Annotated in this window: 15 protein-coding genes; 6 read left to right on the top strand and 9 right to left on the bottom strand. The window is 67.7% G+C overall.

Features of this window, described 5'->3' with window-relative positions; translation table 11 throughout:
• Positions 1–99: 99 nt before the first annotated feature.
• Positions 100–702, bottom strand: a complete 603-nt coding sequence (locus AC5P7X_RS16735) for a lysophospholipid acyltransferase family protein (protein WP_005420754.1) — start codon at positions 700–702, stop codon at positions 100–102.
• 4 nt (positions 703–706) lie between these two features.
• Positions 707–1,138, bottom strand: coding sequence for an alternative ribosome rescue aminoacyl-tRNA hydrolase ArfB (gene arfB, locus AC5P7X_RS16730; RefSeq protein WP_005420755.1), 432 nt, complete (start codon positions 1,136–1,138; stop codon positions 707–709).
• Positions 1,139–1,271: 133 nt separating this feature from the next.
• On the opposite strand from arfB, the gene AC5P7X_RS16725 reads away from it, so the two are divergent.
• Positions 1,272–1,805 carry a DUF2059 domain-containing protein gene (locus AC5P7X_RS16725; protein WP_005420757.1) on the top strand — a complete coding sequence of 178 codons (534 nt, stop codon included), beginning with the start codon at positions 1,272–1,274 and terminating at the stop codon, positions 1,803–1,805.
• A 75-nt stretch (positions 1,806–1,880) separates the two neighbouring features.
• Here AC5P7X_RS16725 and AC5P7X_RS16720 read toward each other — a convergent pair whose 3' ends face one another.
• Both AC5P7X_RS16720 and AC5P7X_RS16715 read right to left on the bottom strand, forming a co-directional pair.
• Positions 1,881–2,624 (bottom strand): pseudouridine synthase, encoded by a 744-nt coding sequence (locus AC5P7X_RS16720; protein WP_053500817.1) that lies wholly within the window; start codon positions 2,622–2,624, stop codon positions 1,881–1,883.
• Positions 2,625–2,704: 80 nt separating this feature from the next.
• A complete protein-coding gene (locus tag AC5P7X_RS16715) occupies positions 2,705–3,292 on the bottom strand; it encodes an O-methyltransferase (RefSeq protein ID WP_053500819.1) in 588 nt (195 codons plus the stop codon).
• A gap of 165 nt (positions 3,293–3,457) precedes the next feature.
• On the opposite strand from AC5P7X_RS16715, the gene AC5P7X_RS16710 reads away from it, so the two are divergent.
• Genes AC5P7X_RS16710 through AC5P7X_RS16695 form a run of 4 tightly spaced genes read left to right on the top strand, consistent with a single transcriptional unit; the run spans position 3,458 to position 6,590 of the window.
• Positions 3,458–4,069, top strand: coding sequence for a PIG-L deacetylase family protein (locus AC5P7X_RS16710; RefSeq protein WP_206619865.1), 612 nt, complete (start codon positions 3,458–3,460; stop codon positions 4,067–4,069).
• Complete coding sequence (locus AC5P7X_RS16705) at positions 4,069–5,208, top strand: glycosyltransferase family 2 protein (RefSeq protein ID WP_069138104.1); 1,140 nt, start codon at positions 4,069–4,071, stop codon at positions 5,206–5,208. The genes AC5P7X_RS16710 and AC5P7X_RS16705 overlap by 1 nt, the downstream gene beginning before the upstream one ends.
• Positions 5,195–5,800, top strand: a complete 606-nt coding sequence (locus tag AC5P7X_RS16700; RefSeq protein ID WP_171958042.1) for an LbetaH domain-containing protein — start codon at positions 5,195–5,197, stop codon at positions 5,798–5,800. The genes AC5P7X_RS16705 and AC5P7X_RS16700 overlap by 14 nt, the downstream gene beginning before the upstream one ends.
• 4 nt (positions 5,801–5,804) lie before the next feature.
• Complete coding sequence (locus AC5P7X_RS16695; RefSeq protein WP_005420769.1) at positions 5,805–6,590, top strand: YaiO family outer membrane beta-barrel protein; 786 nt, start codon at positions 5,805–5,807, stop codon at positions 6,588–6,590.
• Positions 6,591–6,642: 52 nt separating this feature from the next.
• Here AC5P7X_RS16695 and ubiB read toward each other — a convergent pair whose 3' ends face one another.
• On the bottom strand, positions 6,643–8,298 hold the full coding sequence (gene ubiB, locus AC5P7X_RS16690; protein ID WP_495215178.1) for a ubiquinone biosynthesis regulatory protein kinase UbiB: 1,656 nt from the start codon (positions 8,296–8,298) through the stop codon (positions 6,643–6,645).
• Positions 8,295–8,930 carry a ubiquinone biosynthesis accessory factor UbiJ gene (locus AC5P7X_RS16685; protein ID WP_005420772.1) on the bottom strand — a complete coding sequence of 212 codons (636 nt, stop codon included), beginning with the start codon at positions 8,928–8,930 and terminating at the stop codon, positions 8,295–8,297. The genes ubiB and AC5P7X_RS16685 overlap by 4 nt, the downstream gene beginning before the upstream one ends.
• A 466-nt stretch (positions 8,931–9,396) precedes the next feature.
• On the opposite strand from AC5P7X_RS16685, the gene ddlA reads away from it, so the two are divergent.
• The gene (ddlA, locus tag AC5P7X_RS16680; RefSeq protein ID WP_329843666.1) at positions 9,397–10,482 is read left to right on the top strand and encodes a D-alanine--D-alanine ligase; all 1,086 of its coding nucleotides are present in this window, start codon (positions 9,397–9,399) and stop codon (positions 10,480–10,482) included.
• Positions 10,483–10,615: 133 nt separating this feature from the next.
• Here ddlA and AC5P7X_RS16675 read toward each other — a convergent pair whose 3' ends face one another.
• The 3 genes from AC5P7X_RS16675 to oleC all read right to left on the bottom strand — a co-directional run bounded on the left by AC5P7X_RS16675 (position 10,616) and on the right by oleC (position 13,500).
• The gene (locus tag AC5P7X_RS16675) at positions 10,616–10,771 is read right to left on the bottom strand and encodes a DUF1328 domain-containing protein (protein ID WP_005407633.1); all 156 of its coding nucleotides are present in this window, start codon (positions 10,769–10,771) and stop codon (positions 10,616–10,618) included.
• Between the two features lie 81 nt (positions 10,772–10,852).
• Entirely contained in the window at positions 10,853–11,845 is a 993-nt protein-coding gene (oleD, locus tag AC5P7X_RS16670) for a 2-alkyl-3-oxoalkanoate reductase (protein ID WP_372485054.1), read from the bottom strand.
• Positions 11,842–13,500 carry an olefin beta-lactone synthetase gene (gene oleC / locus AC5P7X_RS16665; RefSeq protein ID WP_329843668.1) on the bottom strand — a complete coding sequence of 553 codons (1,659 nt, stop codon included), beginning with the start codon at positions 13,498–13,500 and terminating at the stop codon, positions 11,842–11,844. Before oleC ends, oleD begins: the two co-directional genes overlap by 4 nt.
• Positions 13,501–13,576: the final 76 nt, after the last annotated feature.

Raw genomic sequence — 13,576 nt, 5'->3', positions numbered from 1 at the left:
CTTGGGCAGACGGTATGGATACCAGCCCTCCACCCTACTCCTGTCGCGCTCGCCCGGCATGTGCCGGACGTGGCGTCTATGCGGCGGCCTGCGGCCGGCTCAGACCGTACCGCGGGTCTTGCCGATCCAGGGCCGGTAGAACTCGCGGATGGCAGCCATGTCGGCCACATCGTCGCCACTCGGGGTGAACAGCGGACCGATGCCGATGGTCTTTTCCGGATAGTGGAAATACGCGGTCAGGATCGGCACGTCGGCCATCCGGGCGATCTTCAGGAAGCCGGCCTTCCACTCCTTCACCGCCTTGCGGGTGCCCTCGGGGGTGATGGCGAACCACATCTTCTCGTTGTTGCGCAGCAGGTCCACCGCCTGGCCCACCGTACCCTGTGGCGAGCTGCGATCGAGCGGAATCACGCCCAGCCGGTGCAGCAACGGGCCCAGCGGCCACCAGAACAGCGAGGCCTTGCCCAGCACCTTCACCTTCATGCCCAGCGCGATCTTGGCCGCCATGCCCCACAGCCCGTCCCAGTTGGACGAATGCGGGGCGATGATGAAGACCAGCCTCGGGATGTCAGGCAGGGTGCCGGTCACCTTCCAGCCCCCCATGCGCAGGGTGCAGCGCGCCAGCCAGCGCAGGAAGGCGTTGGGTTTGACCTGCGGCATCTGCGGCGGCACGGCCGGCAGCAACGAAGTCGGGTTGTTCAAGCAATCACTCCCAGTCACGTGATGAGCGCCCGCGCTTGATCTGCGCGCGCCCGCGTTTGGCGTCCAGACGACGCAGTTTCGACCCGAGGGTCGGCTTGGTGGCTTTGCGCGGTTTGGGCACGCTCAGCCCGGCCTGGATGAAGGCCGCCAGCCGCTCGCGCGCATCCTCGCGATTGCGATCCTGGGTGCGGAAACGTTGCGCGTCGATGACCAGCACGCCTTCGCCGGTCATGCGCCGGTCACGCCGCGCCAACAGCCGCGCGCGCAACGGTTCGGGCAACGAGGGCGAGTTGGCCACGTCGAAACGCAGTTCCACCGCAGTGGACACCTTGTTGACGTTCTGGCCGCCGGCGCCGCTGGCGCGCACGAACCGCTCGACGATCTCGCCGTCGGGGATTTCAAGCTGCGCGCTGATGGTGACCGGTCCACTGCCCATCCGCGCATTGTAGCGGCAGGCACGTGGTGGAATGCGCCATCGCGCCCCGTATGCCGCCGATCAGGCGCCGAACACGCCGCCTTCGCCTGGGCTGCGGGTATGCTGGCGGTCCCATGTACCGCAGGAAGCCCGCATGACCCGCTTCGCACCCGCCCTGCCGTCCCTGCTGCGCCGCGCCGCACTGCTGCTGGCACTGGCCACGGCCAGCGTCCCGGCCCTGGCCGCCCCGCCGACCGACGGCGACATCAACCGCCTGCTGTCGGCCTCGCGCGCGCAGAGCATGATCGACACCATGGTGCCGCAGATCGAAGCCATGCAGCAGCAGCAGTTCCAGCAGGTGGCCGCGCAGCGCCAGCTCACCGCCCAGCAGCAGGAGCAGCTGAAGCGGATCCAGGCGCGGACCAGCCAGACCCTGCGCCAGGCCATGTCGTGGCAGCAGCTGCGGCCGATGTACGTGGACCTGTACAAGAAGACGTTCAGCAAGGAAGACGTGCTGGCGATGGCCGAGTTCTACGAGAGCGCGGCAGGCCAGAGCCTGCTGGACAAGACCCCGGCACTGATGCAGAACGTGATGGTGGCCATCCAGGCGCGCATGCAGCCGCTGTTTGCGGACCTGCAGAAAGACCTGGAAGCGATCGTCAACGAGCCGGAAAAGAAACGAGAATGAGGTAGTGCCGGCCGCTGGCCGGCTCCCCAGTACACCTGGAATCACGCAGCTGCCGGCCAGCGGCCGGCACTACCGTCAAACTGCGTCCACCTGCCAGCCGAACAGGTCCAGTGCCTTCTGGAACTGGTGGTCCAGCGGCGCACTGACATCCACGTTGCCGCCCTCCGGATGCGGAAAACGCAGGCGCTCGGCGTGCAGCAGCATGCGGTGCACGCCCTGCATGCGGAAGATGCGGTTGTGGCGCCCATCGCCGTGGCTGGTATCGCCGATCATGTGATGCGACAGGTGCTTGAGGTGACGGCGGATCTGCCGGAAGCGCCCGGTCTGCGGCTGGCAGCGCAGCAGCGCGTAGCGCGAGCTGCTGAATTCGCCCACCGGCACCGACAGCTCGCCAGTGGCCAGGCGCTGGAAATCGGTGATCGCCGGCTTCTTCACCGGCTTGCCCGGCCCACCGTCCAGATCATGGTCCACCCGCCAGGACAGCTCGGCCGGCCAGCCTCGGCAGACTGTCAGGTAGTCCTTGGCCACTTCGCCACCCATCAGTGCCTTGCCCAGCGAACTGGCGGTTTCGCGGTCAAAGGCCAGGAGCAGGCAGCCACTGGTGGCCCGGTCCAGGCGGTGCACGAGGAAGATCGGCCGCCCCAGCTGCTCACGCAGGCGGTCGGCCAGGAAATCATCTTCGCCACGGGCCAGCTTGCTGTCGTGGACCATCAGCCCGGCAGGCTTGTTGACCACGGCCAGGCGCTCATCCAGGTGCAGCAGCTGCAGGGGCGCGGTTTCAGTCTCGACCGCGGCGAGGGTGTCAGGTTCGGTACTCACCGCGGGATTATAAGGGTGCCCTGTATGGGGTCAGATCCCTTTTCCACGAGGGATCTGACCCGGGGTCTGTGGCGTGGCAATCAGCCGTTGCGCACGGCCAGCAGTTCGCCGTTGCCCACCGGCACCACGCTGGTGCTGAAGTCCGGATCAGCGTCCAGCAGCAGGCACAAGGGTTTCATCTCTTCCGCGTGCGAGGTGGCGTTGTCCACTACCAGCAGGCCCCCTGGCCGCAGCACGCGGCGCAGTTGCGGCCACCAGCCGGCGTACTGCCCGCGGTCCGAATCCAGGAACAACAGGTCGATGCAGCCTTCGCCGGCCTCTGCCAACCACTGCCCGGCATCGCCATGCACCAGCGTGATGTGCGCGGCCAACCCGCTGCGCGCAAAGGTGGATCGCGCCATCGCCACCTTGTCCTCGGCGAATTCCAGCGTGGTCACGTGGCCGTCGATGGCGGCGGCCGCTTCGGCCAGCCACAGCGTGGAGTAGCCATTGGAGGTGCCGATTTCCAGCACCCGGCGCGCGGTGCCGAAACGCACCAGTACCGACAGGAATTCACCGGTGTCCGGCGTGATGTTGAGCATGCGCCGAGCGCGCTCGGTTTCATGCGCGTCGTTTTCAGCGCCGAAGTGCATCAGTTCCTTCTTCAATTCCGAAAGCCGCATCGTCATCGCTTCTTTCAATTGCCGCAGCAAGGGTGAGCATTGTGGCCTGTCCGGCCACATTTCGTACTCCTCCTAGCCCCGCGCCGCGCTCACGTTGCGATAGTTCCCGCCTTCTTCACGCGGGACGGTGCACCCGCCCGCTGCCCTCTTGGTTTCCGCAAGGACACGGCCATGGTTCTCGACATTCTGGCAATCGGCGCCCACCCCGACGACATCGAACTCGGTTGCGGCGGCAGCCTGGCCAAACTGGCCCGCGCCGGTGCACGCATCCATGCGCTGGTGCTCAGCCGTGGGGGCCGTGGCTGCCATGCCGGCATCGACCGCGGCGACGAATCGCACCGCGCGTTGCGGCGCTTGGGTGTGGCCGAGGTGATCCAGCGGGACTTCCCGGATACCTGCTTTCCTGCCTGCCGCAACGACATCGTCGCGGCGCTCGAGCAGGCCTGCGCGCAGATCGCACCGCATCGCGTCTACACGATGTGTGGCGAAGACCATCACCAGGACCATCGCACCGTCCATGAAGCGTCGATCATCGCCTGCCGCAGCATCCCGCAGATCCTCTGCTACGAGAGCCCCAGCACGTTGCCACAGTTCGCACCGCAGGTATTCGAGGACATCAGCGCACAGCTGGACCTGAAGATCCATGCCTTGCGCGAGCATGCCAGCCAGGGCGATCGCCACTACATGCAGGAGGATCACCTGCGCTGCCATGCGCAGTTCCGCGGCCAGCAGATCGGCATCGGCCCCAGTGAAGGCTTCGTGCCCTACCGGCTGGTGCTGTGATGAAAACGCTGCTGTTCCTGGCCATGTGTGCCTTTATCCTGGTGCGTGTGTGTGTGCAGGCCTTGCGCCGCCCCAGCACGCGCCTGTACAGCATCGATGCGATCGTGCCGGCCTACAACGAAGCCCCCTGCCTGGAGCGCTCGTTGACCAGCCTGCTGCAGAACCCCTACGTGGCGCGGGTGATCTGCGTGAACGATGGTTCCACCGACAACACCGCGCAGGTGCTCGATGCGCTGCAGGCGCACTGGCCCGGGCGCCTGGTGGCGGTGCATCAGTCCAACACCGGCAAGGGCGGCGCGCTGATGCATGGCCTGCAGCACGCCACCGCCGAGCAGGTCTTCCTGACCGACGCCGACACCCATATCGATCCGCGCGGCCACGGCCTGGGCCACCTGCTGGACGAGATCGAGCGCGGTGCCGATGCGGTCGGTGGCGTGCCGTCGTCCAGCCTGCAGGGTGCCGGCTTCCTGCCGCATGTGCGCGCCAGCCTGAAGCTGCCGATGATCGTCATCAAGCGCAGCTTCCAGCAGTGGCTGGGCGGCGCCCCCTTCATTGTCTCCGGTTCGTGTGGCCTGTTCCGTACCTCGGTGCTGCGCAAGGTCGGCTTCTCCGACCGCACCCGCGTGGAAGACCTGGACATGTCCTGGTCGCTGGTCGCGCAGGGGTACCGCGTCCGCCAGAGCGTGCGCTGCGTGGTCTACCCGCAGGAATGCAACACGCTGGTGGAGGAATGGCGGCGCTGGCGGCGCTGGATCGTCGGCTATGCGGTGTGCATGCGCCTGCATCGCGGCCTGCTGCTGACCCGTTTCGGCCTGTTCAGCATCCTGCCGATGATGCTGCTCGCGCTGGCCGGCATCGTGCTGACCCTACAGGTCTGGTTCGGTGCGGCCCTGCTGCATGGGCCTGGTGGCCTCGCCCTGTCGGTGATGCCGCTGTTCTGGATTGGCATCGTCATGTTGCTGGCGGTGATCAGTGCGATCCACCACCGCCGGGCGTGGCTGGTACCCGCCGCCGCGTTCTCGATGTTGTACGTGCTGCTCGCCTACGCGATCTGGTTGATGCACGGCGTGGCCGGGCTGTTCACCGGACGCGAACCGCTGCGCGACAAACCGACCAGGTATCCGCATGTGGTGGAATGACCTGGCCGCGATGGCCGCCGCGCTTTCGACGCTGCCACCGCACGTCGATTCCACTGCACAGGTTTCTCCGCGCGCGGTGGTGCAGGGCAAGGTGAGGATCGGCGCCGGCAGCCGCATCTGCGACGGCGCCCAGCTGCAGGGGCCGGTATCGATCGGCCGCGACTGCCTGATCGGCAACAATGCGCTGCTGCGCGGCCCACTGCGTATCGGTGACGGCGTGCGCATCGGCTTTGCAGGTGAACTGAAGAACGCACTGATCGGCGACGGCGCCTGCATCGGCCCGCAATGTTTCATCGCCGACAGCCGCGTCGACGCCCGTGCCTACCTGGGCGCGCTGGTACGCACCAGCAACCATCGCCTGGATGGTGCGACGGTCGCCGTCCACATCGGCAATACCGTCATCGACAGCCAGCGCGACAAGCTCGGCGCCTGGATCGGTGAGGGCGCCGCGCTGGGTGTGGGCGTGATCATCCTGCCCGGTCGCATCGTCGCGCCGGGCAGCCAGTTCGGACCGCGCATCACCGTGGAACGAAACCTGCCGCCCGGTCGCTACCGGCTGCTGCAGTCGCTGCATTCCCAACCCCTGGAGTAACCCCATGCGATTGATCATCCGTGGCGCACTGCCGTGTGCCCTGCTGCTGGCTGTGTCCAGCGCCCACGCCGGCATCGACCGGGTCTCGGTGCAACTGGACCATGCCGACTACACCGACGGCTTCGGCAAGCGTGACGTACAGACCGTGGACGTGGCCGGCCGCAGCGGTGACAGCCGTTGGCATCTGGGCCTGGCCCATGGCGAACGCGACTACGGCAGCAAGCGCTTCGGCGGCAATCGCGTGCAGGGTTCGCTGCACCAGCGCTGGAGTCCTCGCGTCTCGACCCGCACTGCCTTCACTGCCTCCAACGATGACCCGGTGTTCGTCAACCGCCAGGTCAACCAGGACCTGCAGTGGCACGTGGCACCGCAGACCGTGCTGAGCGTAGGCGGCAAGTACGCCCAGTACCATGCCGGTGCATACGTGAGCGGCTGGTCGGTGGGCGCAGCGCATTACTTCCCGCGCGTGACCGCCTCACTGCGCCACGAGCGGCATCGCCAGTCCAATGGGCCCGACGGCCATGGCACCACGTTGTCACTGCGCCTGAAGGATGCGCAGGGCCGTGGGTCGACCCAGCTGTGGCTGGGCAGCGGTACTTCCGGCTACACCGCCGATGCCGATCCGCTGCTGCTGCGCGAACACGATGCACGACGTGCCTTCCTGCGCCGCAGCCAGCCGCTGGGCGAGCATCTGGTGTTGGACATGGGCATCGGCAAGACCTGGCACAGGACGCGCCTGGACCGCTTCCAGAGCGTGCAGTCGCACCTGGGCCTGGGCTATCACTGGTAGAGCCGTGGCCGGTCGGCGGCGCGTGACGCCGCCGACTGTGGATCAACAGGGATCAGCGCCACCACGCGCGCGCCAGCGCCGCCGCGCCGACGGCACCAGACACCCAGCTCCACATCGGCAGGTCGCCCCAGTACCAACCCGGTGGCTGCAGCACGTACATCAGCGCGGCGATGGCCAGCAGGCCGACGCCGGTGATCGCGCCGACCGCGCGCCTCTGCAGGCCCTGCACGCTGGCATCCAGCGCAACCAGATCGCGCGAGCGCATCGCCAGCTCGTGGCGCCCCTCCACCTGCTGGGTCAGCCAAGCGTGTACCAGGCGCGGCATGTCCGGCGCGTGGGTCATGATTTCCGGCAACCGCTTGCCGATCTCGCGCACCACCCGGCGTGGGCTGTAGCGCTCGCGCAGGATCTTCGCCAGCACCGGCTTGGCCACCGCCCAGATATCGATCTGCGGATCCAGCTGGCGGCCAACACCTTCGATGTTCAGCAGGGTCTTCTGCAGCAGGATCAGCTGCGGCTGCAGGGTCAGCTGGTAGCGCTGCGCCACGCGGAACAGCTTCATCAGCACTTCGGCCAGCGAGATCTGCGACAGCGGGCGGGTGAAGTACGGCTCGCACACCGAACGCACGGCCGCTTCCAGATCATCGATGCGTACGTGATCGGGCATCCACCGCGCCTGCACGTGCAGTTCGGCGATGCGGCGGTAATCGCGGTTGAAGATGGCCATGAAGTTCTCAGCCAGGTAGTACTGATCCTCCTGCGACAGCTGGCCCATGATGCCGAAGTCCAGCGCGATGAATCGCGGGTTGGCGCGGCGGCCCGGATCGGTGTCGACCCAGATGTTGCCGGCGTGCGCATCGGCATGGAAGAAGTTGTCGCGGAACACCTGGGTGTAGAAGACCCGCACGCCCTTGGCGGCCAGTGCCTTGCGGTCGATGCCCGCCTTGTCGAGCGCGGCGATGTCGTCGGACGGAATGCCCCACACGCGCTCCAGGGTCAGCGCGCGCTCGGCGGTATGGCTCCAGATCACTTCCGGCACGTACAGGTCTTCGCTGTTCTCCCAGAAGCGGCGCAGCACGCTGGCATTGGCGCCTTCGCGCTGCAGGTCCAGCTCGGCGGCGAGGGTGTTCTCGACTTCGGCCACCACTTCGCGCGGTCGGATCTTGTCGGCACGCGGATGGGTACGCTCGACCAGCGCGGCCAACGAGTTGAGCAGGGCGATGTCGGCATCGATCTGCTTCTCGATGCCGGGGCGCAGTACCTTGACCACCACCTGGCGGCCATCGGCCAGCGTGGCCGCATGCACCTGCGCGATCGAAGCCGAGGCCAGTGGTTCGGTATCGAAGCTGGCGAACGCCTCGCTGACCGGCAGGCCAAGCGCTTCCTCGACAATGCGGCGCGCAGTGTCACCGTCGAACGGCTTGACCCGGTCCTGCAGCAGGGTCAGCTCATTGGCCACATCCGGCGGCACCAGGTCGCGGCGTGTGGAGAGGATCTGGCCGAACTTGACGAAGATCGGGCCGAGATCCTGCAGCGCCAGGCGCAGGCGCGCACCGCGCGACTGTGCGGCGATGTCGGCCGAGGCACGCGGCACGAACGGCTTGGCCAGGCGCAGCCAACGCTCGGCCGGCGTGCCCTGCAGCAGGTCGTCAAGGCGGTAACGCAGGATCACCCGGCCGATGCGGCTCGCCCGCAACAAGGCCTTCATGCGGCACCCCGCAGGCGCTGCACGCGCGCGCCAAGACGCTCGACGTCATCGCGCAGCACGTCCACATCATCATGGAAGGCATCCAGTTCGGCGCGCGGCACCACGTCGCGCGATTCCTCGGTGATGAATTCGGCGGCGCTGTGGGCCAGGTCGATCGCCCCCTGGCGCGCGTGCTGCAGGGCGCTGCGCAGGGTGTTGGCGACCTGCACGCCCAGTACCTCGCCGAACACGCTGACGAAGGGCTGCTGCCAGTCCGGGTCGAAACCCTTGGCCAGCTGCTGCAGGCGCCGCGCCAGTTCGGCGTCACCGGCCACGCGTACACGGCCCTTGTTGTTGGACTCGCCGCGCCGTGCGTTGGCCAGCAGCGGCAGCTGCGCCAGCACGCCGGCCAGGCTGCTGCGCACGGCCAGGTCGGCTTCCTGCGCATCCACCGGGCCGACCCGCAGCTGGTCGCCGTCGACGCTGATGCGCATCGCCAGCGACGGCGCTTCCAGGGTCAGGTCGATGTGCCGGCCATCGAGGCTGGCCAGGGCGTGGCGGGTATCCGGATCCAGCGCCAGCGCGCGGTTCAGGGCGATCTGCAGGGCGCGGCCAGCGACCGGCTTGAGGGACTTGAGCAGGGAAAGAGCCATGGGCGCATTCTACCTGCGTGGGTGGGGGGCTTGGGCCGGGCTACCGCCCGGCACCCGCGGTAGTGCCGGCCGCTGGCCGGCAACCTCAACACCAACAGCAACAGCATGCATTCCGTGGGTTGGCGGGATGGGTCCGGTTGCGGGAGACGCCGTAAACCCATCCGTGGGGGCTTGGCCGCGGCATCCATGCCGCGGACACTCCCGCAACCGGACCCACCCCGCCTTCGACAGATTCCTGTCGTCTGTGGGGTCGGATCCCGTTGCTGCGCAACGGGCTCTGATCCCAATGCTGATGGGATCTGGCGTTGGTAGATGCCGACCTTGGTCGGCGCTGGATTTCCCGGGGGCCAGCCAAGGTCGGCCCCTACCCGAGCCGGCGGCCCGGCGGTTCATCCGTGCCTCACCCGAGCGGCGATGGAAGGTTCATGCTGTACGGCCACGCAACGCACAGGACATCGCATTCCCCATGGCACGGACCCGGGTCGGCATCATCTTCGGGGGCAAGTCTTCCGAGCACGAAGTTTCACTGCAGTCGGCGAAGAACATCCTCGATGCGCTTGATCGCGAGCGCTTCGAGCCGGTGCTGGTCGGCATCGACAAGCAGGGCCAGTGGCATCTGAGCGAGCCTGCGACCTTCCTGCTCAATGCCGATGATCCGGCACGCATCGCGCTGCATCGCTCCGGCCAGTCGCTGGCGGTCCTTCCCGGTGCTGAGCAGGCACAGCTGCAGCCCTCCGATGCGGCCAGCGTGCTGGGCCAGATCGATGTGGTGCTGCCGATCGTGCACGGGCCACTGGGCGAGGACGGTGCGCTGCAGGGCCTGCTGCGCATGGCGAACCTGCCCTTCGTCGGTTCGCCGGTATTGGGCTCGGCAGTGGCGATGGACAAGGACGTGACCAAGCGCCTGCTGCGCGACGCCGGGCTGCAGGTGGCGCCGTGGCTGTGCATCCGCCGCCACCAGGTGGCGGAAGTGGATGTCGATGCGGTGATTGCCCAGCTTGGCCTGCCGCTGTTCTTGAAGCCGGCCAACCAAGGCTCGTCGGTAGGCGTGAGCAAGGTCAAGGATGCGGCGGGCTTTGCCGAAGCGCTGGCATTGGCGCTGCGCTACGACCACAAGGTACTGGTGGAATCGGCGGTGATCGGCCGCGAGATCGAGTGCGCGGTGCTGGGCAACGAACATCCGCAGGCCAGCCTGTGCGGCGAGGTGGTGGTGCACGACGAGTTCTACGCCTACGACACCAAGTACATCAACGCCGATGGTGCCGAAGTGGTGGTACCCGCGGATATCGATGCTGCAACCCAGGCACGCATCCAGCAGATCGCGCTGCGGGCCTATCAGGCGCTGGAGTGTGCCGGCATGGCGCGCGTGGATGTGTTCCTCACTGCGGGCGGCGACATCATCATCAACGAGGTCAACACGCTGCCGGGCTTCACCCGCATCAGCATGTACCCGAAGCTGTGGGGTGCCAGCGGCGTGGACTACACCACGCTGATCACCCGCCTGATCGAGCTGGCGCTGGAGCGCCATGCGGCGGACCGAGCGCTTCTGTAGAGTCCAGCCATGCTCGACTCTACAGAAGGTGCGCCGATCAAGGTCGGCACCTACCAGGCGATGGTGTGCTGATCAAGGTCGGCACCCACCTGGAAGCGGCGTGCCGGTCGATGACCGGCACGCCCTGCAGTTTCTATCCGCGCTTGCGGAACATCGAGATCACCGCAAGGATCAGGAACACCACGAACAGGATCCAGGCGATGTTGGTTGCGGCGCCGGCGATTCCGGAGAAACCCAGAACAGCGGCGATGATGGCGATGACAAAGAAGATGATGGCGTAGTGCAGCATGGCGCTCCTCGCGGGTGGTCGAGCCTTGGATGGCGTGGGTCCATCCTCCCGATCCTGCGGTGTGCAACCAGTGACGGCGATCTATGCAGCAGATGAAGCCTTCAGCCTGCGCAGCCCCTCTTCGATGCTGACCTGCGGCACGTAGCCGAAGTCACGGCGCGCCGGTTCCATGCTGTACCAGTGCGGCGTGCACAACTGCTCGGCCAGGAAGCGGGTCAGCGGCGGCTCGCCACGCAGGCGCAGCAGCGGCCACAACCGCTCGCAGACAGCGCCGATGCGGTAGGCGGTCTTGAAGCTGATCGCCTTGTCCACGGTTGGTGCGCCAACAGCGGCCAGCAGCTTGTTGACCAGCTCGCGCATCGGCAGCGGTTCGCCGTTGGAAATGAAGTAGGCCTTGCCCGCACACGCAGCGCCCGGCGCCAGTGCCTCGAAGGCGAGGAAGTGCGCGAGTGCGGCGTTGTCGATGTAGGTGGTGTCCACCCTGTTGTTGCCATCCCCCACCAGGCGCAGGCGGCCCTGCCGCGCACGCTCGGCCAGCCTCGGCACCAGCTGCTGGTCGCCCGGGCCCCAGATCAGGCGCGGGCGCAGTGCCACCGTCGCCAGCGACGCATCGTTGGCGGCCAGCACGCGCTGTTCGGCGATTGCCTTGGTAGCCGCATACGGCGCCTGGAAATCTTCGCCGTACGGCACCTCGTCAGCCCCGAGGCCTTCCACCGGGTGCGTGGCACGATGGGTCACGCTGGGCGTGGAGGTGTAGACCAGCCGGTTGATGCCATGCGCGCGGCAGGCCGCGAGGACGTTGTCGGTGCCGACCACGTTGGCCTGGTGGTAGCTGTCATAGCTGCCCCATGCGCCGGCCTTGGCGCCGTTGTGGAACACCGCATCGACGCCGGCCACCGCATGCAGCACCGCCTGCGCATCGGCCAGATCACCGCGGATCTGGCCCACGCCCATCGCCTGCAGTTCCGGGTAATGACTGCGGTTGAACGCCAGCACCTGGTGGCCACGCTCGACCAGCCCGCGGCACAGCGCCTGCCCAAGGAAACCACCGCCACCGGTGACCAGGATCTTCATGCGCGCTTCTCCAGTTCGGCGCTGGCCCAGACGGCGAGCTTCTCGCGGCCGATCTTGGCGTTATGACGGATATCGACGGGGAACGAAGGGTGTACCAGGAAGTGCTCCAGCCCGGCTCCGGCCAGGCATGCGGCGGCCTTGGCACGCAGCGCTTCCTGCAGTGCCGGGCTGGCGGACCGGCCACGCTGCAGCTCCACGCACAGCACCGGCACCTGCGCACCGGCGGCCCCCACGCCAACCAGCGCAGTGCGCGCCACGCCGGCCACGGTGTTGAACATCGGCTCGACCTGCTCGGTGTACAGCGGCCCGCGCGCGGTTTCCACGCGCTGCGTCTTGCGCCCGCAGAACCACAGGCGGCCCTGCACATCGAAATAACCAACGTCGCCCATGCGATGCACCACGCGGGTGCTGCCATCGGCCAGCGTCTCGCGGATCTTCGCCGCCGCAGTGGCCTGCGGGCGGTTGAAGTAACTGTCGGTGGCGGTCGGTCCGGCCACGGTGATCTCGCCCACCTCGCCGGTGGCCAGCACACGTGCCTGCGACCAGTCGGCCAACGGTGCGTCGTCGATGGCGATGATGCGCACCTCGTTGGGGGCCACCACGTTGCCCACGCAGGTGCCGGCACCGGCCTCGGTCGCCGCGCGGGTGCGCTCCAGTTCGCGGCCTTCGACCACCGCCACCGGCAGGCACTCGGTGGCGCCATAGGGAGTCCAGAACTGCGCATCGGCCGGCAGCAGGCTGCGGATGGTGGCGACCACGTCCGGCGGCACCGGTGCCCCGGCCGAGGTCACCCGGGTCACCGTCGGCAGTGGCCGCCCGTGCCGGGCCAGCACCCGCATCAGCGCTGGCGAGCCGAACAGCTGGGTTACGCCGAAGCGCTGGATGGCATCGTGCAGGCGTCCCGGGTCGGCCTGCGCCGGCCGCGTCGGGTCCATGTCCGGGATCACCGAAGTCAGGCCCAACGCCGGGTCGAACAGCGCGAACGGTGGGAAGGTCGGCAGGTCCACCCCACCCGCTTCCATGCCGAAGGCACTGCCCAGCAACTGGATCTGGCCGACGAAGTGGCGGTGGCGGTAGACCACGCCCTTGGGCACGCCGGTGGAGCCGCTGGTGAACAGGATCGCCGCCATGTCCTCGCCATCGGTATCGGCCAGCATGGCCCCCCCCTTGGCACCGGCACGTTCCAGCGCGGCCAGGCTGGTACCGCCCCAGCCGAGGCGACGGCCGACCGTCACCAGCCGGGTGGCCGACGGCGCCCAGCGCAGCACCAGCCGCGCCACATGCGCCAGCGGAATGCCGATGAAGGCCTGCGGCTGCGCCTCGTCCAGGCACTGCTTCAGCGCGCGCCGGTCGATGCCCGGATCGACCAGCACCGGCACTGCGCCCAGCTTGAACAGCGCGAACATCAGCAGGAAGAACTCCGGAGAAGGCCGCACCATCACCACCGTGCGCACGCCACGGCCGATCCCGTAGCCGGCCAGGCCGGCGGCCATGGCATCACTGCGGGCGTCCAGCTGACGGTAATCGAGGGTGACATCGTAGGCGGCCATGCCGTTGCCGGCGCCGCGGCGGCCCGGGCAGCGGATGGCGATCTGGTCGGGGCGTTCACGCGCCAGTTCAGGCAAACGGGCCGCAATGTTGCAGGGTCGGTTCATCCGTTCATTGTCGCCGCTTACGGAATTTCTTGCGCGGCGGCCCACTTCGTGGAAAATCCGCACCCTCGTTCCCGAT

Source organism: Stenotrophomonas sp. YJH_SMC_53, assembly GCF_059369995.1.
This window is presented reverse-complemented; position numbering and strand designations above follow the sequence as displayed.